12 protein-coding genes are annotated in these 15307 nt (G+C 73.8%); 5 read left to right on the top strand and 7 right to left on the bottom strand.

All coding sequences use genetic code 11. The annotated features are described in order from the left end of the window. Nucleotides 1-30: 30 nt before the first annotated feature. Complete coding sequence (locus tag WMF20_RS16760) at nt 31-1773, top strand: OmpA family protein (protein ID WP_437614830.1); 1743 nt, start codon at nt 31-33, stop codon at nt 1771-1773. An 85-nt stretch (nt 1774-1858) separates the two neighbouring features. Then, complete coding sequence (locus WMF20_RS16755) at nt 1859-4066, top strand: thrombospondin type 3 repeat-containing protein (RefSeq protein ID WP_437614827.1); 2208 nt, start codon at nt 1859-1861, stop codon at nt 4064-4066. Between the two features lie 170 nt (nt 4067-4236). Here WMF20_RS16755 and WMF20_RS16750 read toward each other — a convergent pair whose 3' ends face one another. From WMF20_RS16750 to WMF20_RS16740, 3 genes are read right to left on the bottom strand one after another with little or no spacing between them, the layout of a single operon-like run. Further along, nucleotides 4237-5142, bottom strand: coding sequence for a hypothetical protein (locus WMF20_RS16750; protein ID WP_437614825.1), 906 nt, complete (start codon nt 5140-5142; stop codon nt 4237-4239). Then, a complete protein-coding gene (locus tag WMF20_RS16745) occupies nt 5139-6272 on the bottom strand; it encodes a PEGA domain-containing protein (protein WP_437614822.1) in 1134 nt (377 codons plus the stop codon). Before WMF20_RS16745 ends, WMF20_RS16750 begins: the two co-directional genes overlap by 4 nt. A gap of 44 nt (nt 6273-6316) precedes the next feature. After that, a complete protein-coding gene (locus tag WMF20_RS16740) occupies nt 6317-8017 on the bottom strand; it encodes a protein kinase domain-containing protein (protein WP_437614820.1) in 1701 nt (566 codons plus the stop codon). Between the two features lie 249 nt (nt 8018-8266). Between WMF20_RS16740 and hisB the strand changes: the two genes are divergently transcribed. Further along, on the top strand, nt 8267-8854 hold the full coding sequence (gene hisB, locus WMF20_RS16735) for an imidazoleglycerol-phosphate dehydratase HisB (RefSeq protein ID WP_020735415.1): 588 nt from the start codon (nt 8267-8269) through the stop codon (nt 8852-8854). 3 nt (nt 8855-8857) lie between these two features. Continuing rightward, nucleotides 8858-9535 (top strand): imidazole glycerol phosphate synthase subunit HisH, encoded by a 678-nt coding sequence (gene hisH / locus WMF20_RS16730; RefSeq protein ID WP_129575312.1) that lies wholly within the window; start codon nt 8858-8860, stop codon nt 9533-9535. A 16-nt stretch (nt 9536-9551) separates the two neighbouring features. On the opposite strand, the gene WMF20_RS16725 is transcribed toward hisH, so the two are convergent. Beyond that, on the bottom strand, nt 9552-10451 hold the full coding sequence (locus WMF20_RS16725) for a sensor histidine kinase (protein ID WP_437614816.1): 900 nt from the start codon (nt 10449-10451) through the stop codon (nt 9552-9554). Nucleotides 10452-10817: 366 nt separating this feature from the next. Here WMF20_RS16725 and WMF20_RS16720 point away from each other — a divergent pair, with 366 nt between their 5' ends. Further along, complete coding sequence (locus WMF20_RS16720; protein WP_129575310.1) at nt 10818-11294, top strand: pyridoxamine 5'-phosphate oxidase family protein; 477 nt, start codon at nt 10818-10820, stop codon at nt 11292-11294. Nucleotides 11295-11351: 57 nt separating this feature from the next. Here WMF20_RS16720 and WMF20_RS16715 read toward each other — a convergent pair whose 3' ends face one another. The 3 genes from WMF20_RS16715 to WMF20_RS16705 form a co-directional block, all read right to left on the bottom strand. Next, nucleotides 11352-12767, bottom strand: coding sequence for an HAD family hydrolase (locus WMF20_RS16715; protein ID WP_437614813.1), 1416 nt, complete (start codon nt 12765-12767; stop codon nt 11352-11354). Between the two features lie 103 nt (nt 12768-12870). Further along, a complete protein-coding gene (locus WMF20_RS16710) occupies nt 12871-13662 on the bottom strand; it encodes a Cof-type HAD-IIB family hydrolase (RefSeq protein ID WP_437614811.1) in 792 nt (263 codons plus the stop codon). A 262-nt stretch (nt 13663-13924) separates the two neighbouring features. Then, the gene (locus WMF20_RS16705) at nt 13925-14809 is read right to left on the bottom strand and encodes a PP2C family protein-serine/threonine phosphatase (RefSeq protein ID WP_165374029.1); all 885 of its coding nucleotides are present in this window, start codon (nt 14807-14809) and stop codon (nt 13925-13927) included. Between the last annotated feature and the right edge of the window lie 498 nt (nt 14810-15307).

Raw genomic sequence — 15307 nt, 5'->3', positions numbered from 1 at the left:
CTGCGCTCGCGAGGATACCATCCGCCGCTCATGAGAGGCCTGATCACGGTGGGCGCGGCGCTCGCGGGCGCGCTCCTCGGCATCGCCCTGGGCGCACCGCCGGCGTACGCGGAGGGGCCCGGCGCCGTCGCGCTGAGCCGGTTCGAGCCGACCCCCGCGGGCGACCCGCTCTTCGGCGTGCCGTCGCCGTCCATCGGCGGGCACCTGGTTCCGCGCGGGCTCGTCCTGTTCGATCACGCGGAGGATCTGCTCACGCTCTCGGACGGCGTCTCGCCCGAGCGGGTGATCGTCGGCAGCCAGTCGCACCTCCACGTCGGCGGCTCGCTCTCGCTCTGGGACCGGCTGCTCGTGTCGGCCTCCCTGCCGATCGCGCTCGCCCAGAGCGGCGACGGCCCCGCGGCCGCGGCCGGCGCGGGCGCGCCCGAGGCGCCGTCGTCCCCTGCGCTCGGCGACCTGCGCGTCGGCGTGCGCGTCCGGTTGCTCGGCGACGATCGCGGCGCGTTCCAGATCGGCACGGGCGCGGCCCTGCACCTGCCGACGGGCAGCTCGGACGCGTACGTCGGCGAGGGCGCCGTGCGCGTGACGCCGCAGCTCCTGCTCGGCGGGCGGGTCGCGCGCTTCGTGTGGAGCGTCGCGGGCGGCGCGGTGATGCGGAGCTCCGAGAACCCCTCGACGCTCACGTACGGCGGCGGCGCGGCCGTGCTGCTCTGGGACGAGCGGCTGCAGATCGGCCCGGAGGTGTACGCCGAGACGATGCTGCAGGGCGGCTCGCTGTCGCTCACCGATCGCGAGCGGGTCGCCGTGGATCGGACGACGAGCGCCGAGCTCCTGCTCGGCGCCCGGCTCCGCCCGCTCGCGGGCCTCGTCGTCGGGGCGGCCGCCGGTCCAGGCCTCGGGGACGCGATCGGCGCGCCGTCGTTCCGCGCGATCGGGACCGTGGCGTGGGCTCCGCCTGCGGGGCCGCCCGAGCGGGCGGCGGACCCGGACCCGGACGCGGACGGCGTCGTCGGCGCGGCGGACGCGTGCCCGTACGCGTACGGGCCGGCCAGCGCGGACGCGCGGCGAAACGGCTGCCCCGTGGAGGACCGGGACGAGGACGGCGTCGCCGATCCGGACGACGCGTGCCCCGACACGGCCGCGGGCGGCGGGGGCGGCGATCCGGCGCGGCGCGGCTGCCCCGCGGATCAGGACGGCGACGGCCTGCCCGACGCGCTCGACGCGTGCCCCGCGGAGAAGGGCGACGCGGCGGGCGGCGCGACGCGCCCGGGCTGCCCCGCAGCGGCGCCGAGCCCGCCTGCGGATCAGGACGGCGACGGCCTGCTCGACGACGCCGACGCGTGCCCGCGCGAGAAGGGCCCGGCGAGCGAGGACGCGTCCGCGCGCGGCTGCCCGACGCGGGTGCGGGTGCAGGGCGAGCGGGTCGTGCTGCTGGAGCCCGTCGCGTTCCGCGTGATGAAGAGCGACCCGGCGCCGATCGATCCGAAGAGCGAGGCGGTGCTCGCCGAGGTGCGCGACGTGATCGCGCAGCACCCGGAGTGGGTGAAGATCGAGGTCGGCGCGCACACGGACGGCGCCGGCAACGCCAAGTTCAACGAGACGCTCTCGACGGCGCGCGCCGAGGCGGTGCGCAGGTGGCTCGTCGAGAAGGGGGTCGAGGCGGAGCGGCTGGTCGCGAAGGGGTACGGGGCGAGCCAGCCGATCGCGGACAACAAGAGCGCGGCCGGCCGGGAGAAGAACCGGCGGATCGAGCTCGTGGTCGTGGAGAAGAAGTAGCGCGCGGGCGGCGCCGCGCAGCGCCGCCGCGTCGACGCGCGATCGGGCCGTGAGACGCGGACCCGGGGAGCAGAAGAGAGAGAGCATGAAGCGAACCGTCATGGCCACGGGGCTCGGCGTCGCGCTGGCGCTCGCGGCGGCGCCGCGGAGCGCGGCGGCGCAGTGCATTGCGGCGCCTCCCATTCAGCAGCTCGTGGATGGCCGCAGCTTCCTGTGGGACGTCGGGACGGACGGGGTGATCAACAACGGGAGCATCGACGCCTTCGACACCGGCATGCTGCTGCGGGTGGACGGGGTGAGGTTCCCGTCCTCGGCCCGGGCGGCGGAGATGGACGGGCGGCAGCTCGTCCACGGGCCGGCGCTCCTCGGCAGCTTCGAGGTCACCCGGAAGGTGTATGTGCCCACCGAAGAGGGCTGGGCGCGCTTCCTGGAGATCGTCCACAACCCGACGGCCGCCGCGCTGCGCGCGGTCGTGCGGATCGAGACGAACGTCGGCTCCGACACCGACACCGCGATCACGCAATCGCACACCGGAGACCTGGAGTTCACGCCGGCGGACCGGTGGCTCGCCACGGACGACTTCGATGCGGGCGGGGATCCGAGCCTCCACTTCAATTTCTACGGGCCTTCGGCGGCGGTGGTGCCGGGGAGCGTCGGGATGGTCACCGACGACTGCGCGGCGACGCAGGGGCCCGTGGTCGAGTTCTCGCTGTCGGTGCCCCCCGGGGGGACGCAGATCCTCATGCACTTCGGCGGGCAGCACGCGAGCCGGGCCGACGCGCACGCGGGCGCGGACTACCTCGACGCCCTCCCGGCGGCCGCGCTGCTCGGGATGACGGCGGCCGAGCGAGCCGGCGTCGTCAACTGGGACCTCGGTGACGACGACGACGACGACGGGGTGGACGACGCCGACGACAACTGCCCGTCGGTGCCGAACCCCGACCAGGCGAATCACGACGGCGACGGGCTGGGCGACGCCTGCGACGGCGACGACGACAACGACGCGGCGAGCGACGAGGCCGACAACTGCCCCTTCGTCCCCAACCCCGAGCAGACCGACACCGACGGCGACGGGCTGGGCGACGCCTGCGACGGCGACGACGACGACGACGCGGCGAGCGACGAGGCCGACAACTGCCCCTTCGTCCCCAACCCCGAGCAGACCGACACCGACGGCGACGGGCTGGGCGACGCCTGCGACGGCGACGACGACAACGACGCGGCGAGCGACGAGGCCGACAACTGCCCCTTCGTCCCCAACCCCGAGCAGATCGACACCGACGGCGATGGGCTGGGTGACGCCTGCGACGACGACGACGACGACGACGCGGCGAGCGACGAGGCCGACAACTGCCCCCTCGTCCCCAACCCCGAGCAGACCGACGCGGACGGCGATGGGCTGGGCGACGCCTGCGACGCGGGCGCGCTCGACAGGGACAACGACGGCGTCGAGGACCGCGCGGACAATTGCCCCTCCACGCCCAACGCCGACCAGTCCGACATCGACCGCGACGGCGACGGGGATGCGTGCGACGACGACGACGACAACGACGGCGCGCCCGACGGCGCCGACAACTGCCTGTTCCTGTCGAACCCGAGCCAGAGCGACACCGACGGCGACGGCCAGGGCGACCGGTGCGACGACGACGACGACAACGACGGCGCGCCCGACGGCGCCGACAACTGCCCGCTCCTGCCGAACCGCGGGCAGGAGGACGCGAACGGCGACGGCGTCGGTGACGCGTGCGCCTGCGACGCGCCCCCGAAGCCCGACGGCACGCCCTGCGACGACGGCGACCCCTGCACCCTGGCCGACGCGTGCAACGGCGGCGTCTGCAGGGGCGGCGCGCCGGTCGAGTGCGCGCCCTCCGGGAACGTCTGCACCGCTGCGCGGTGCCACCCGAGGTACGGCGAGTGCACGCTGTTCCCGAACGAGGGCGCGCGCTGCCCCGGCGGCACCTGCGTGGCCGGCGGCTGCGTGCCCGACGACGCCGGCAATGGGAGCGGCGGCGCAGGCGGCGATGCCGGCGCGGGCGGCGACGCTGGGGAGGGCGGCGCAGGCGGCAACGGCGGCGCAGGCGGGGACAGCGGCGCGGGCGGCGGCGATGCCGGGAACGGCGGCGGTGGCGGCGCCGACGGCGGCGGCGCGGCTCCCCGGCCCGGAGGCACGGATCCGCGGGCGCATGGCAACGGCTGCGGGCTCGCGGTGCGCGCCGATGGGCCGGCGACCTCGGCGGCTGCGTGGCTCGCCGCTGCCGCGCTCCTCGCCGGATGGCGGCGACGGCGCGCGTGATGCCGCGCGCGTGACGCCGCGCGCGCGACGCCGGGCGGCTGCGCGGCCGCTCTCGTGACGCGCCGCTCCGGCGTGCGCGGCGCGAGGCCGGCTCCGGGCCCGCCCGCGGCGAGCGTTCTCCCGCGGCGCTGACACCGCTGGGCGCTATCCCCGCAGCGATGGCCCCTCGGTCAGGGCTCCTCGGACCCCGACGCGAGCCACGACCCGCACGTCGGCAGCCCCGCGGTCTTCTGGGCGCAGTCGGTCGCAGGCGCCGTCAGCACGGCCGCGATCTTCTTTTGCGCCATCTGGTCGCACACCGCCGGCGGCAGCTGGATCCGCCCGTCGTCCACCACCTGGAAGCCGTTGTCGCTGTCGGCGTTGAGCGCCACCAGACAGCGGCGGTCCTCGTCGCCCTCCTCGCCGTCGCAGATGCCGTCGCCCCCGGCTGTCTCCAGCGCCACGTTCCGCGGGGCAGCGCCGTCGCCGGCGATCGTGCAACCCGCCGTGTCGACCTCCGCTGGCGTCGCCTCCGCGAAGCACACCGTCACGTCGAAGCACTTCCGGTCCCCGCTGCCGTAGACGTCGCCGCGCGAATAGTTGGGCAGCGAGCTGGAGTCGATCTCGTTCGACACGCACGTCCCCGCGACGCAAGTCTTGCCCTCGCCGCACGTGTTCTCGACGTCGGGCCCCGCTCTCGTCCCGGAGCCGTCGCAGAGAAAGTCGAGCGGTACGGTGAGCAAGGCGACGCGATCCTTCGGGATGGTCGTGACCACCTCCCGCAGGATGCGCACCCCGCCGGTATCTTCCTTGATGCGGGCGGCGACCTTGATCGTGATGGCTTCACCCCCGGCATCCGAGGAGAAGACCCCGATGGTCGCCGGGAATCTCGCCTCGGCATCGGACGCGCCGAGCCGCCGATACGCGCGGCTGAACTTGCCGTTGACCCCCTCGAACACCTGGACCTGAAGGACGTCAAAATCCTTCGGCACGGCGAGATCGGTCGAGATGGCGACGACGATCTCGTCCACCTCCCCGCAGCCTCCGCACGCGAGCGCCGCGAGCGCGGCGAGCGCGAGCCCGCGGGCGCGGCTCATCGGCCGCCCCCGAAGGGGATCGAGAACGAGGCGCCGCCCCGCGCGGACAGGGCGACCGAGCCGGGCGACAGGTTGCCGTTGACCGGCGGCTCCGACGCGAAGACGCCCAGGCCGACCAGGAGCGCGCCCGTGAGCACGGCCACGCCGCCGCCGATCCAGATCCATTGCTCGATGTTGCTCTTCTTGGGCGCCGGCTGCAGCGAGACCTGCACGCGGCGCGTCTGGTTGTCGTAGATCATGACCTCGGACTGGTGCGACACCATGTCGGACGCCGTGACGCGGAGCGAGTGACCGCCGCTCGGCACCGGGCCGTCGTAGCTGCCGCGGCCGACCACGCGGCCGTCGATCGAGATGACGGCGTTCGCCGGCGCCGCGACGATGAGCCGCCCCTCATGGACCTCTTTCTCGAGCGTGGCCGCGACGGTGACGACGCCGCCGCCCGGCACCTGCTGCGCGACCTCGAAGGCCTCGAAGCCCTTCTTGGTCACCCGGATCTTCCGGGTGCCGACGTCGAGCAGGACGGGCGCGCGCAGCGGGGTCTGACCGACCTCCTCGCCGTCGACGAAGACGGTGGCGCCCGCCTCGCTGGCCCGGAGCTCGAGGCGGCTCACGTACGCCTTCGTCGCCTCGATGAGCGCCGCGGCGTCCTTGCGATCCTGCTCCGAGAGCTGCGGGCCCGCGTCCTGGAGGAGCTTTTCGACCGTTCCGAGCAGGCGCGCGTAGCGCTGCAGGTTCTTCTGGCAGAGGGCGATGTTCCAGAGCAGCCGCGGGTCGCGGGAGAGCTCGTAGGCGCGCTCGAACTTGATGATGGCGTTGCGGAAGTCGCCGTCGCCGAAGAGGATGCGCGCGGCCTCGTACTCGGCCTTGGCCTCCCCCGTGAGGGTCTCGGACAGCGGCCCCTGGGGGGCAGGTGCGCTCGCGGCAGGCGCGCCGGCCGGAGGCGCCGGCGGAGCCGCGGCGCCGGCGGCCGGCGCGGGCTGGGCCGCCGCGGGCGCAGGCCTCGCCGCCGGCGGCGCCGGCTGGGCCGCCGCGGGCGCAGGCCTCGCCGCCGGCGGCGCCGGCTGGGCCGCCGCGGGCGCGAGCCCCGTCAGCGCGGCGCTGCCGAGTGCGAGCGCGGCGCAGACGCGCAAGCTGGCGCGGCTCCGCAGCGGGAGCCGTTCGCTTCCAGGCCAAATCATCTGGGCTTCCCTTTGTCGTTCAGCACATCGAAGACGCTGCGGCTGCCGTCCCCCTGCGACGTCGGGGGCGACGCGGCCGAGGGCGCCGCCGTCGCGGCGGCCGGGGTCGAAGCCGCCGTGGGGACCCTCGGCCGAGGCGCCGTGGCGGTGGCCGTCGGCGGCGCCTTCGCGGTCGCCGTCGTGGCCGTCGGCGTCGTGGGGTTCGACGAGGGCGCCGAGGCCGTCGGTGGCGCCGAGACCGTCGGTGGCGCCGAGGCCGTCGGCGGCGCTGAGGCCGTCGGCGGCGCCGCCGTGGTCACGGCGGTGACCTCCGGCGGAGGCGGTGCGGCCGTCGTCGCGACCGCCGGCGGCTCGGCCGAGGTGCTCGCAGCCAGCGGCTCGACCGGCGGATCCGCCGCGTTGCCGCGGAACGTGGCGAAGCGCAGCACCCCGCCGAGCGCCGCCGCGACGCCCACCCCGGCGATCGCGAGCACCACGCCGGTCCGCCTGCGCCCAGAAGGCGCGGGCCCCGCGGCCGTCCAGCCCGGAGCCGTGCCCGCCGTGGGGCCGACCGCGGCGCCTGCGGTCGCGGCGGCGGGCGGCGCGCTGGACCGCCCCTGCGCGGTCGCCGCCGGCACGCCGCTCATCCGGTCCTGCGCGGTCGCCGCCGGCACGCCGCTCATCCGGTCCTGCGCGGTCCCTGCCGGCACGCCGCTCATCCGGTCCTGCGCCGTCGGCCACGGGGGGATGCTCCTCCGATCGCGCGCCGCGCTGGCCCGGTCGCGCCAGGCGACCGCGGGCACGAGCCCCAGCGTCCGCTCGATCCGCTCCAGCGACGCGAGCGCGAGCGGAGGGCCGAAATCGACGATGGCGCCCGCGAGCTCGGCGACGGACTTGAAGCGCTTCGCGACGTCCCTCTCGAGGCAGCGCAAGATCGCCGCCTCCAGGCCCGGCGGAAGATCGCGCCGGTAGGTGCTCGGCGGCGGCGGCGGCTCGGTGTTGATCATCAGGATGAGCTCGGACAGCGAGGTCGCGTCGAAGGGCACCCGCGCCGTGAGCAGCTGGTAGAGGATGGCGCCCATCGACCAGATGTCCGCGCGCGTGTCCACCGTGCGCGCCGAGCGCATCTGCTCCGGCGCCATGTAGAGCGGCGAGCCGAGGACCATCGCCGTCTTCGTCAGCCCGAGCTCCGGCTCGGTCCCGGCCGCGGACGGGTCGGCGAGCGCCTTGGAGATCCCGAAGTCGAGCACCTTCACCATGCCGCTGCCGTCGGCCCCGCGCGTGAGGAAGAGGTTCGCCGGCTTGAGATCGCGGTGGATGATGCCGGCCGCGTGCGCCTCGGCGATGGCCTCGCAGGCCTCGAGCACGTAGCCCACGGCCTCCTCCAGCTCGAGCGGGCCGCGCTGCCGCAGCGTCTCCTGCAGGTCGCTCCCGTCCAGGTACTCCATCACCATGAACGGCGCGCCGGTCTCGAGCGTCCCGACGTCGAGCACGCGCGCGACGTGCTCGCTCTTCAGGCGCACCGCCGCGCGCGCCTCGCGCACGAAGCGCTCCACCATATCGGCGCTCGCGCCGGGGTGGAGCATCTTGATGGCGACCCGCTGGTGGAGCTGCTCGTGCAAGGCGGCGACGACGACGCCCATGCCGCCTTGCCCGAGGATGCGCTCGACCCGGTATTTCCCCGACAGAATTTGACCTTCGGCAACCGGTGCGCTCACGGACGCTCCTGCCTGGGGCTGCCTTCAGGGCGCCACCATCGCCACGTTATCCAGGGGGCCACCTTATTCCATCCGGCGCTCGCATCCAAGACCTCGCCTCGGCCGGTCACGCCCGGTCGAGGCGCGTGGTCACCGCGCGCTGGGCGCCGCGCTTCGGGCGACCACGCGCCCGGCCAGGAGGGGCGAGCCGGGCGACCGGCTCATCCGTGGCGCTCCCCATCCCCGGCCGGGGCGACTACCCTACACGCCATGCCCCGCATCGCCAAAGTCGAGCGCAAGACGCGCGAGACCGACATCCGCATCGAGATCGATCTCGACGGCCAGGGCCGCTCGTCGATCAGGACGCCGCTCCCCTTCCTCACGCACATGCTCGATCAGATCGCCCGCCACGGCCTGTTCGACCTCACCATCCACGCCGAGGGCGACGTCGAGATCGACGGCCATCACACCACCGAGGACTGCGGCATCACCCTGGGCGCGGCCGTGCAGCAGGCGCTCGGCGACAAGGCGGGCATCGCGCGCTACGGCGAGGCGACGCTCCCCATGGACGAGGCGCTCGCGCAGTGCGCGCTGGACCTCTCCGGCAGGCCGTACTTCGTCTGGCGCGTGCCGCTGCCCAAGGCGAAGCTCGGCACCTGGGACGTCGAGCTCGCGCCCGTGTTCTTCGAGGGCTTCGCGCGCGGCGTGGGCGCGAACCTCCACGTCCGCCTCCTCGAGGGGGACAACCTGCACCACATCGTCGAGATCTGCTTCAAATCCTTCGCCAAGGCGCTGATGAAGGCGACCCGCATCGAGCCGCGCGTCGCCGGCATCCCGTCCACCAAGGGGAGCCTCTGACCCATGCAATCGATCGCTCTCGTGGATTTCGGGATGGGCAACCTGCGCTCCGTCGAGCGCGCGCTGCTCCAGGCCGCCGGGGACGCCGGCGCGCCGTGCGCGGTGACGCGCACGGGCGATCCGGAGGTCATCGCGCGGGCCGACAAGGTGGTGGTGCCAGGCCAGGGCGCCTTCCGCGACTGCGCGGCCGCGCTGCAGAGCGGCATCGGCGAGGCGCTGCGCGAGCAGATCCGCAAGGGGACGCCGTACCTCGGCATCTGCCTCGGCATGCAGGCGCTCTTCGACTCGAGCGAGGAGGCGGAGGGCGCGCGGGGGCTCGGCGTGTTCCCCGGCACCGTCCAGCGCCTCACCCCTCAGCCGAGCGCGGCCGAGGCGACGGCGGCGGCCGGCGGGCCGTGGGTCGGGATCAAGATCCCCCACATGGGGTGGAACCGCATCGCGATCACGCGCGACGTGGCGGGCCCGCTCGGCGTGTTCGCCGGCGAGAGCCCGTTCGTCTACTTCGTCCACAGCTACCACGCCGTCCCGCGCGACCCGGCGCTTGTCGCGGCGACGACGGAGCACGGCCCGCACCGGATCACCGCGGCGATCGAGCGGGACAACGTCACCGCGACGCAATTCCACCCCGAGAAGAGCCAGGAGACGGGCCTGCGCCTGCTCGTGCGCTTCCTCGACGGGTGAGCCGACCGCGGCCGGCCTAGTGCGGCCGCTGCGCGCGGTGGTGCGCGTGCTTGACGTGCGCCAGCTTGAGGTGCGCGCTCAGCGGCAGCTCGGGCGGCCGCCGGGCGAGGCCGCGCCGCGACGGGCGCGCGCGGCCCGCGCGCGCCGCGCGCTCGCGCCCCAGCGGCCGCGGCGCGAGGGGGAGATCGACGATGAACACAGCGCCGCGACCCAGCTCGCTCTCCACGCGGATCGCGCCGCCGTGCGCGCGCGCCGCGGCGTGCGCGATGTAGAGGCCGAGCCCCAGGCCGCCGAAGCGCTCCGCCGGGACCGCCCGCTCGAAGCGCGCGAAGATCCGCTCGTGGTCCTCCCGCGCGATCCCCATGCCGTGGTCGCGCACGATGAGCCGCGCCCGCGCGCGCGTCGCGCGCACCTCGATCGAGATCGGCTTGCCCTCGCCGAAGGTGAGCGCGTTCTTGATGAGGTGGAACGCCATGCGCTCGAGCTGGGATCGGTCCCAGCGGCCGATGACGGCGCCCTCGGCCGCGACCGCGATGGCGCCACACGCGACCGGCCGATGCGCGACCGCCGCCGCCACCACCTCGCGGACGAGGGCGACGAGATCGACCGGCGAGCGGGCCGGCGCGCGCTGGGCCGGCTCGGCGCGCCGGACCTGGAACATGTCGTCGCACAGCCGGGCGAGCCGACCGAGCTGACGGTCGAAGACGGCCAGCATCGCCGCCGCCCACGCCGGCGTGTTCTCCGGCTCACGCTCGCTCATCCGCTTCGTCAGCTGGAGCTGCAGGAGGAGCGAGGTGACAGGCGTCCTGATCTCGTGCGCGGCGAGCACGAGGAAATCCTCCCGGAGCCGGGCGATGTCATCCCGGATCGGGACGGCGGGGACGCGGTCGTCGAGTTCGTCGCAAAACGCGGTCATGGCGGAGCCTGCTGGCGGAGTGGGGTCGTGACCCGGCAAAGCACGGCTCGTGCCGCTCATGGCCATTCGCAGATTGGCACTTCCCGCGGCAGGCCAGGGCCACGTCTGCCGAGCGGACGCGCTTCAAGGCGTCGCATCGCGCAGCCGACTGCGCAAAACCTCGCGTAGGGAGCCGCCTGGACCGTCGGGCCGCGCGCGGCGCCTCGGGCCGCCCCGGAGCGCCGACGGGCCACCGCGTAGGCGGGTCCGGGCGCGCCCTTGCTTGGCGGGGGAGCGCGCGCGGAGCAGCTTTTCCGCATGCAACACCAGAGCGGAGAGCAACACCAGGGTGGAGAGCCAGGAGCCAGGGCTCAGGCCAGCGGATCCATGGGTGAGCTGCACGCGATGCTCAGGGAGTTCGACACGGCCATGCTCGTCACCATGACCCCGGAGGGGCTGATGCGGGGTCGGCCGATGGAGATCCAGGAGCCGGCCGAGCTGATGGACTGCGATCTCTGGTTCGTGACGCACGACGAGACGCCGAAGACCGGCGAGATCGTCCGCGAGCACCAGGTGGCGGTCTGCTGCTACCGGCCGCGGGATCGGGCGTACATCTCGATCTCGGCGCGCGCGACGCTCGACAGGAACGAGGAGAAGATCCGGAGCCTCTGGAAGCCCTCGTGGAAGGCGTGGCTGCCCGGCGGCCCCGATCACCCGCACGCCGCCATCCTGAAGCTGTACGTGGAGCGCGCCGAGTACTGGGAGCCCGAGGGCGGGCGGCTCCGGATCCTGTACGAGAAGGCCAAGGCGCTCGTTCAGGGGAAGTCGGCGAGCGACAAGCTGAACCCGCCGAAGCACATCTGACCGCCGCGCGCCGCGGCGGCCCGGCTCCCCGCGCCGGGCGGCGGCGAGCGTTCGATATCAGTAGACGTTGTCGGCCTGGTCGGGGATGACCGCGCCGGCCTCGTCGAGGCACGGGGCCGCGGCGCCGTGCTCGTCCACGCAGGCGGTGGTCGAGCACGGGTAACCCGAGGCGAGGTGGCCCTTGGGCGCGATGAACATCGGGTTGATCAGCCAGGTGCCCGCGTAGTTCCTGTACGCGTTGCACATCAGCTCTTTCTTGTTGCGGTTGATCGCGAGCCTGAGGCCGGTGGCGTCCTGGAGGAAGCTCAGATCGGTGTCCGAGTCGCCCGCCCCGAAGACCTGGCGCTGCGACGCGTCCGGGTTCTTCTCGAGCGCGGCGGGGCCCGACGCGCCGAAGATCACCTGGTTGATCCAGCACCGCTTCCCCTCGATGTAGGTGATCAGGCTGTTCCCCGAGAACTCGCCGGCGCCGTCGTTGGTGCCGTCGGGGATCGGACCGCACCCCTGCAAGTTGGACGTCAGCGCGCCGTCCTCGGTCGTCACCTGCCGGATGCCGATCACCCGGTCCGCGGCGATGTTCACCTTCGCCGCGAACGGCTCGACCACGAACTGCGGTGAGGCGGACACCACCCAGACGTCGAAGCCGTTCTTTTGCAGCACGTCGATCAGGTCCCGGATCGGCGCGTAGATCCGGAGCCAGGCGGCCAGCCCCGCGCGCGTCCCGATCGTCTGGACGGCCCCCTCGTCCGCCGCCAGGTTCTCGTCGATCGCCGCGGCGGCGAACGCCGCGATCTCGTCGGGCGCGCGGCCCGCGCCGAGCTGGGCGAACCAGGCGTAAGCCGGCTCCAGGGTGCGGCGGTCGTGACCGTCGAAGGCCGCGTCGCCGCCGGTGGTCTCCCCGTCGACATAGACGCTGAGGATCTCGTCGGCGCAGGCGGCCACGGTGCTCGTCGGCAGCGGCTCGCCCGGCTCGGCGGCCGCGCCGCACGCCTCGCCGAGCGAGGTGACCGCGGCGGCGGTGAGGTACGGGCTCGTGAACGCCCAGTTCCCGTCCGGCGGCTGGAGGATCTTGTCGTTCCGGAGCATCCAGAACATCGTCGCGTCGCCGACGTCGTTCTTGATGACGGTGTTGTCCCAGTCGAACACGGCGACCGGCTTCCGGTCGGGGTCGTAGGCGGGGCTGGAGACGCCGTGCTCGTCGATCATGGCGTCGAGCCGCTGCCGGTTGTCGCCGTACCACTCGAGCGTCGGATCGAGGTCGGGGAGCGCGCCGCTGCCGCCATCGCCCCCGCCGCCCCCGCCGCCGGCCGCTCCGCCGTCGCCGCCGCCCGTCGCGGCGGAGGATGTCGTCGCGGAGCCGGTGGTGTTCTTCACCGGCTCCGTGGACTCGTCGCCGCCGCAGTGAAGCAGCAGCACGGAGAGCGGCGCCACGACCAACGCGGTGATGTGCGCCTTCAGCGCTCGTCCAAGCATAGAAACGCACCCCCTCGCGTGTAGAAATTTACATACCAGAAGGAACGCCTGCGCGTCGCGCCGAGGCGACCAGCGCGCCGTGGGCAGGCCGACGCCGCGCGAGCTAGCGCGCCGGAGCGGCCCCGAAGATGCGGCCGATCGCGTCGGTGAGGGAGCTGTCGTCGTTGCTGCCGACGATCAGCTCCGCCGCCTCCTTGAGCGGTTGCGGGCCGTGGCCCATCGCGATCGGAAGACCGCAGGCCTTCAGCATGGGAATGTCGTTCTCGCCGTCGCCGGCGGCGACCATCTGGCGCGCGGACAGCCCTCGGCTGGCCGCGATGAGCGCGAGCGCGCGCCCCTTGTCGATCTCGCGGCGCGTGATCTCGATGTAGTTGTCCTTCGAGCGCGCGACCGCGATGCCGTCGTCGAGCGCCGCGAGCTCCTCGGCCAGCCGAGCGTTCTCGCGGCTTCCTTCGTCGGTGATCATCAGGAGCTTCTCGGTCGCGGGGCGGCTCGCGAAGCCGACATCGACGACGGGCGCGAAGCCCACGATGTCGGCCTCGGCCCTGACGCGCCGGTCCATGGCCTGAACGATCCAGTCGAAGCCGGCGTAGAGGTTCAGGCTGATCCGCTCGTCGCGTCCGTAGCGCGCCAGGATGTGGTCGACGGTGGCTTCCGGCAGGGGTGAGCGGCCGAGGCTCTCCCCGCCGGAGCCGACGACGAAGGCGCCGTTCAGCGCCGCCCACGGGCCCGCAAGCCCCAGGCTGGCGGCGATCTGCTCCACGGAGCGAGGGGGGCGCGAGCTGATCAGCGTCACCAGCAGCCCTCGCCCGGTGAGCGCCGAGCACAGCGACCGCATCTCCGGCGAGATCGCGTGATCGGACCGCAGCAGGGTCCCGTCCAGATCGAAGGCCACACCGCGAAAGCTCCCCGGGACCATGCGCGCTCTCCTGCCTGCCGCCCGCCCGTACCACAGCCGAGCGCGCGCGCGAGCTCTCCGGCGGTCGCCGCGCGCGGCGGCGGCGGAGAGCGCGCGCGCGAGCTCTCCGGTGGTCGCCGCGCGGCGGACGAGCGGCGCGGAGAGGCGCCTGACGTCACCTCGCGGCGCGCGGGTGGACCGGGGCTCGGGCGGGGCTCGGGCGCTCTCTGGGTGCTCGCGGAGCCGACGTGGCTCGACGTCAGGCCTTTTTTCTGGGGTCGTACTCGGTGACCGTGTGGAGCGTCTGGGCCGCCTTCTCGCCTCGCCTCGGCGGCGTGAGCCCTCCTCCGTGCAGCTCGGCGACGATGGCGGTGATGTTGTCCTCGCCGCCGCGATCGTTCGCGAGCGCGACGAGCCGCTCGCACGCGGCCTCGATCGAGGGGCCCCGCTCGATCACGGCGAGCATGTCCTCGGCCGAGAGCTTGTTCGAGAGCCCGTCCGAGCAGAGCAGGAGGCGATCGTCGCGCCGCAGATCGAGCCGCGCGACGCTGGCCTTGACGTCGGGATCGAGGCCCATCGCCTGGAGCAGCATGCTCCTCATCGGGTGCTGCTCGGCCTCCTCGGGTTGGATCATGCCGGCGTCGATGAGCGCCTGCACGAAGCTCTGGTCGTGCGTGATCTGGAGGATTTGCCCGTTGCGGATCAGGTAGGCGCGCGAGTCGCCCACCTCGGCGACGTGCGCTTCGGTCCCGTGCACGCAGATGGCGGTGAGCGTCGCTCCCATGCCGTGGCGGCCCGGCTGCTGCGCGGCTTGCCACACCTCGCGGTTGGCGCGCTGTACGGCCTGGAGGGTCGCGTCGTCCCAGTTGCCGCGCGCCGAGGCCATCGCCCGTCGGAGCGCCTCCACGACCAAGGCGCTCGCGACCTCGCCGGCCGCCGCGCCGCCCATGCCATCGGAGACGGCGAGCAGGACGGGATAGGAGGCTTCGAAGGTGACCTCGTGGGCAGGCGGCGCGGTCTTGGCGACGGAGGTGAGGTGCGCGATGAGGAGCGTGTCCTCATTGTTCTTACGAACCCGCCCGAGGTCGGTGATACCGCAGGCCTTCACGGTGATGTCCCCGGCTCCCAGTGTCGCTTCTGTCATGTGATGTCTCCTGTTTCCTCGTTTCCATCCATGAACCGACCGTTCCCGCCGAGCAGCAGGCATGGGAGCGGCGAGCTGCGCGCGCTGCTGAGCGCAGGCCGACGTGGGCGCCGACCGCCGGCTCCACCGTTGCACCGTGTCGTCGCGCGGGCGAGGCCGGAGGGGCGCGCTGCGCCGGCGAGGCGGAGAATGTAGGGCGGAGGGGCGCCACCGCAGCGCGCCCGACGTGTCCACCGGGCGCGCGGCGCGGTGTGGCGGAGCGGGAAGGGCATGGCGCATCCGGCTCGCGCCAGGAGAGGGAGCTCACGACGAACCCGGGTGCGCGCATCCGCCGCGTGGCGGGCCTCCTGGATTCCCTGATGGCTATAAGGCGGGAACGCAGAAACTGTTATGCGGATCACGTCATGTACCCGCATCGGTCTCCGGAATGCCGTGGGTCGGTCGCTGGTCGCCGCCATCGCTACGTCGTCTGGTGCGGCGGCGGGCCACGTCAAGCAG

This window comes from Sorangium sp. So ce834, from assembly GCF_051521425.1.
Classification (GTDB): domain Bacteria; phylum Myxococcota_A; class Polyangia; order Polyangiales; family Polyangiaceae; genus Sorangium; species Sorangium cellulosum_D.
Note: the sequence above shows the minus strand (reverse complement) of the source record. Positions and strands in the feature narration are given on the sequence as shown.

Bases quoted from the DNA above. Each gene is read 5' to 3' on its own strand.
- WMF20_RS16760 (WP_437614830.1), top strand. From the start codon at position 31: ATGAGAGGCCTGATCACGGTGGGCGCGGCGCTCGCGGGCGCGCTCCTC.
- WMF20_RS16755 (WP_437614827.1), top strand. From the start codon at position 1,859: ATGAAGCGAACCGTCATGGCCACGGGGCTCGGCGTCGCGCTGGCGCTC.
- WMF20_RS16750 (WP_437614825.1), bottom strand. From the start codon at position 5,142: ATGAGCCGCGCCCGCGGGCTCGCGCTCGCCGCGCTCGCGGCGCTCGCG.
- hisB (WP_020735415.1), top strand. From the start codon at position 8,267: ATGCCCCGCATCGCCAAAGTCGAGCGCAAGACGCGCGAGACCGACATC.
- hisH (WP_129575312.1), top strand. From the start codon at position 8,858: ATGCAATCGATCGCTCTCGTGGATTTCGGGATGGGCAACCTGCGCTCC.
- WMF20_RS16725 (WP_437614816.1), bottom strand. From the start codon at position 10,451: ATGACCGCGTTTTGCGACGAACTCGACGACCGCGTCCCCGCCGTCCCG.
- WMF20_RS16720 (WP_129575310.1), top strand. From the start codon at position 10,818: ATGGGTGAGCTGCACGCGATGCTCAGGGAGTTCGACACGGCCATGCTC.
- WMF20_RS16715 (WP_437614813.1), bottom strand. From the start codon at position 12,767: ATGCTTGGACGAGCGCTGAAGGCGCACATCACCGCGTTGGTCGTGGCG.
- WMF20_RS16705 (WP_165374029.1), bottom strand. From the start codon at position 14,809: ATGACAGAAGCGACACTGGGAGCCGGGGACATCACCGTGAAGGCCTGC.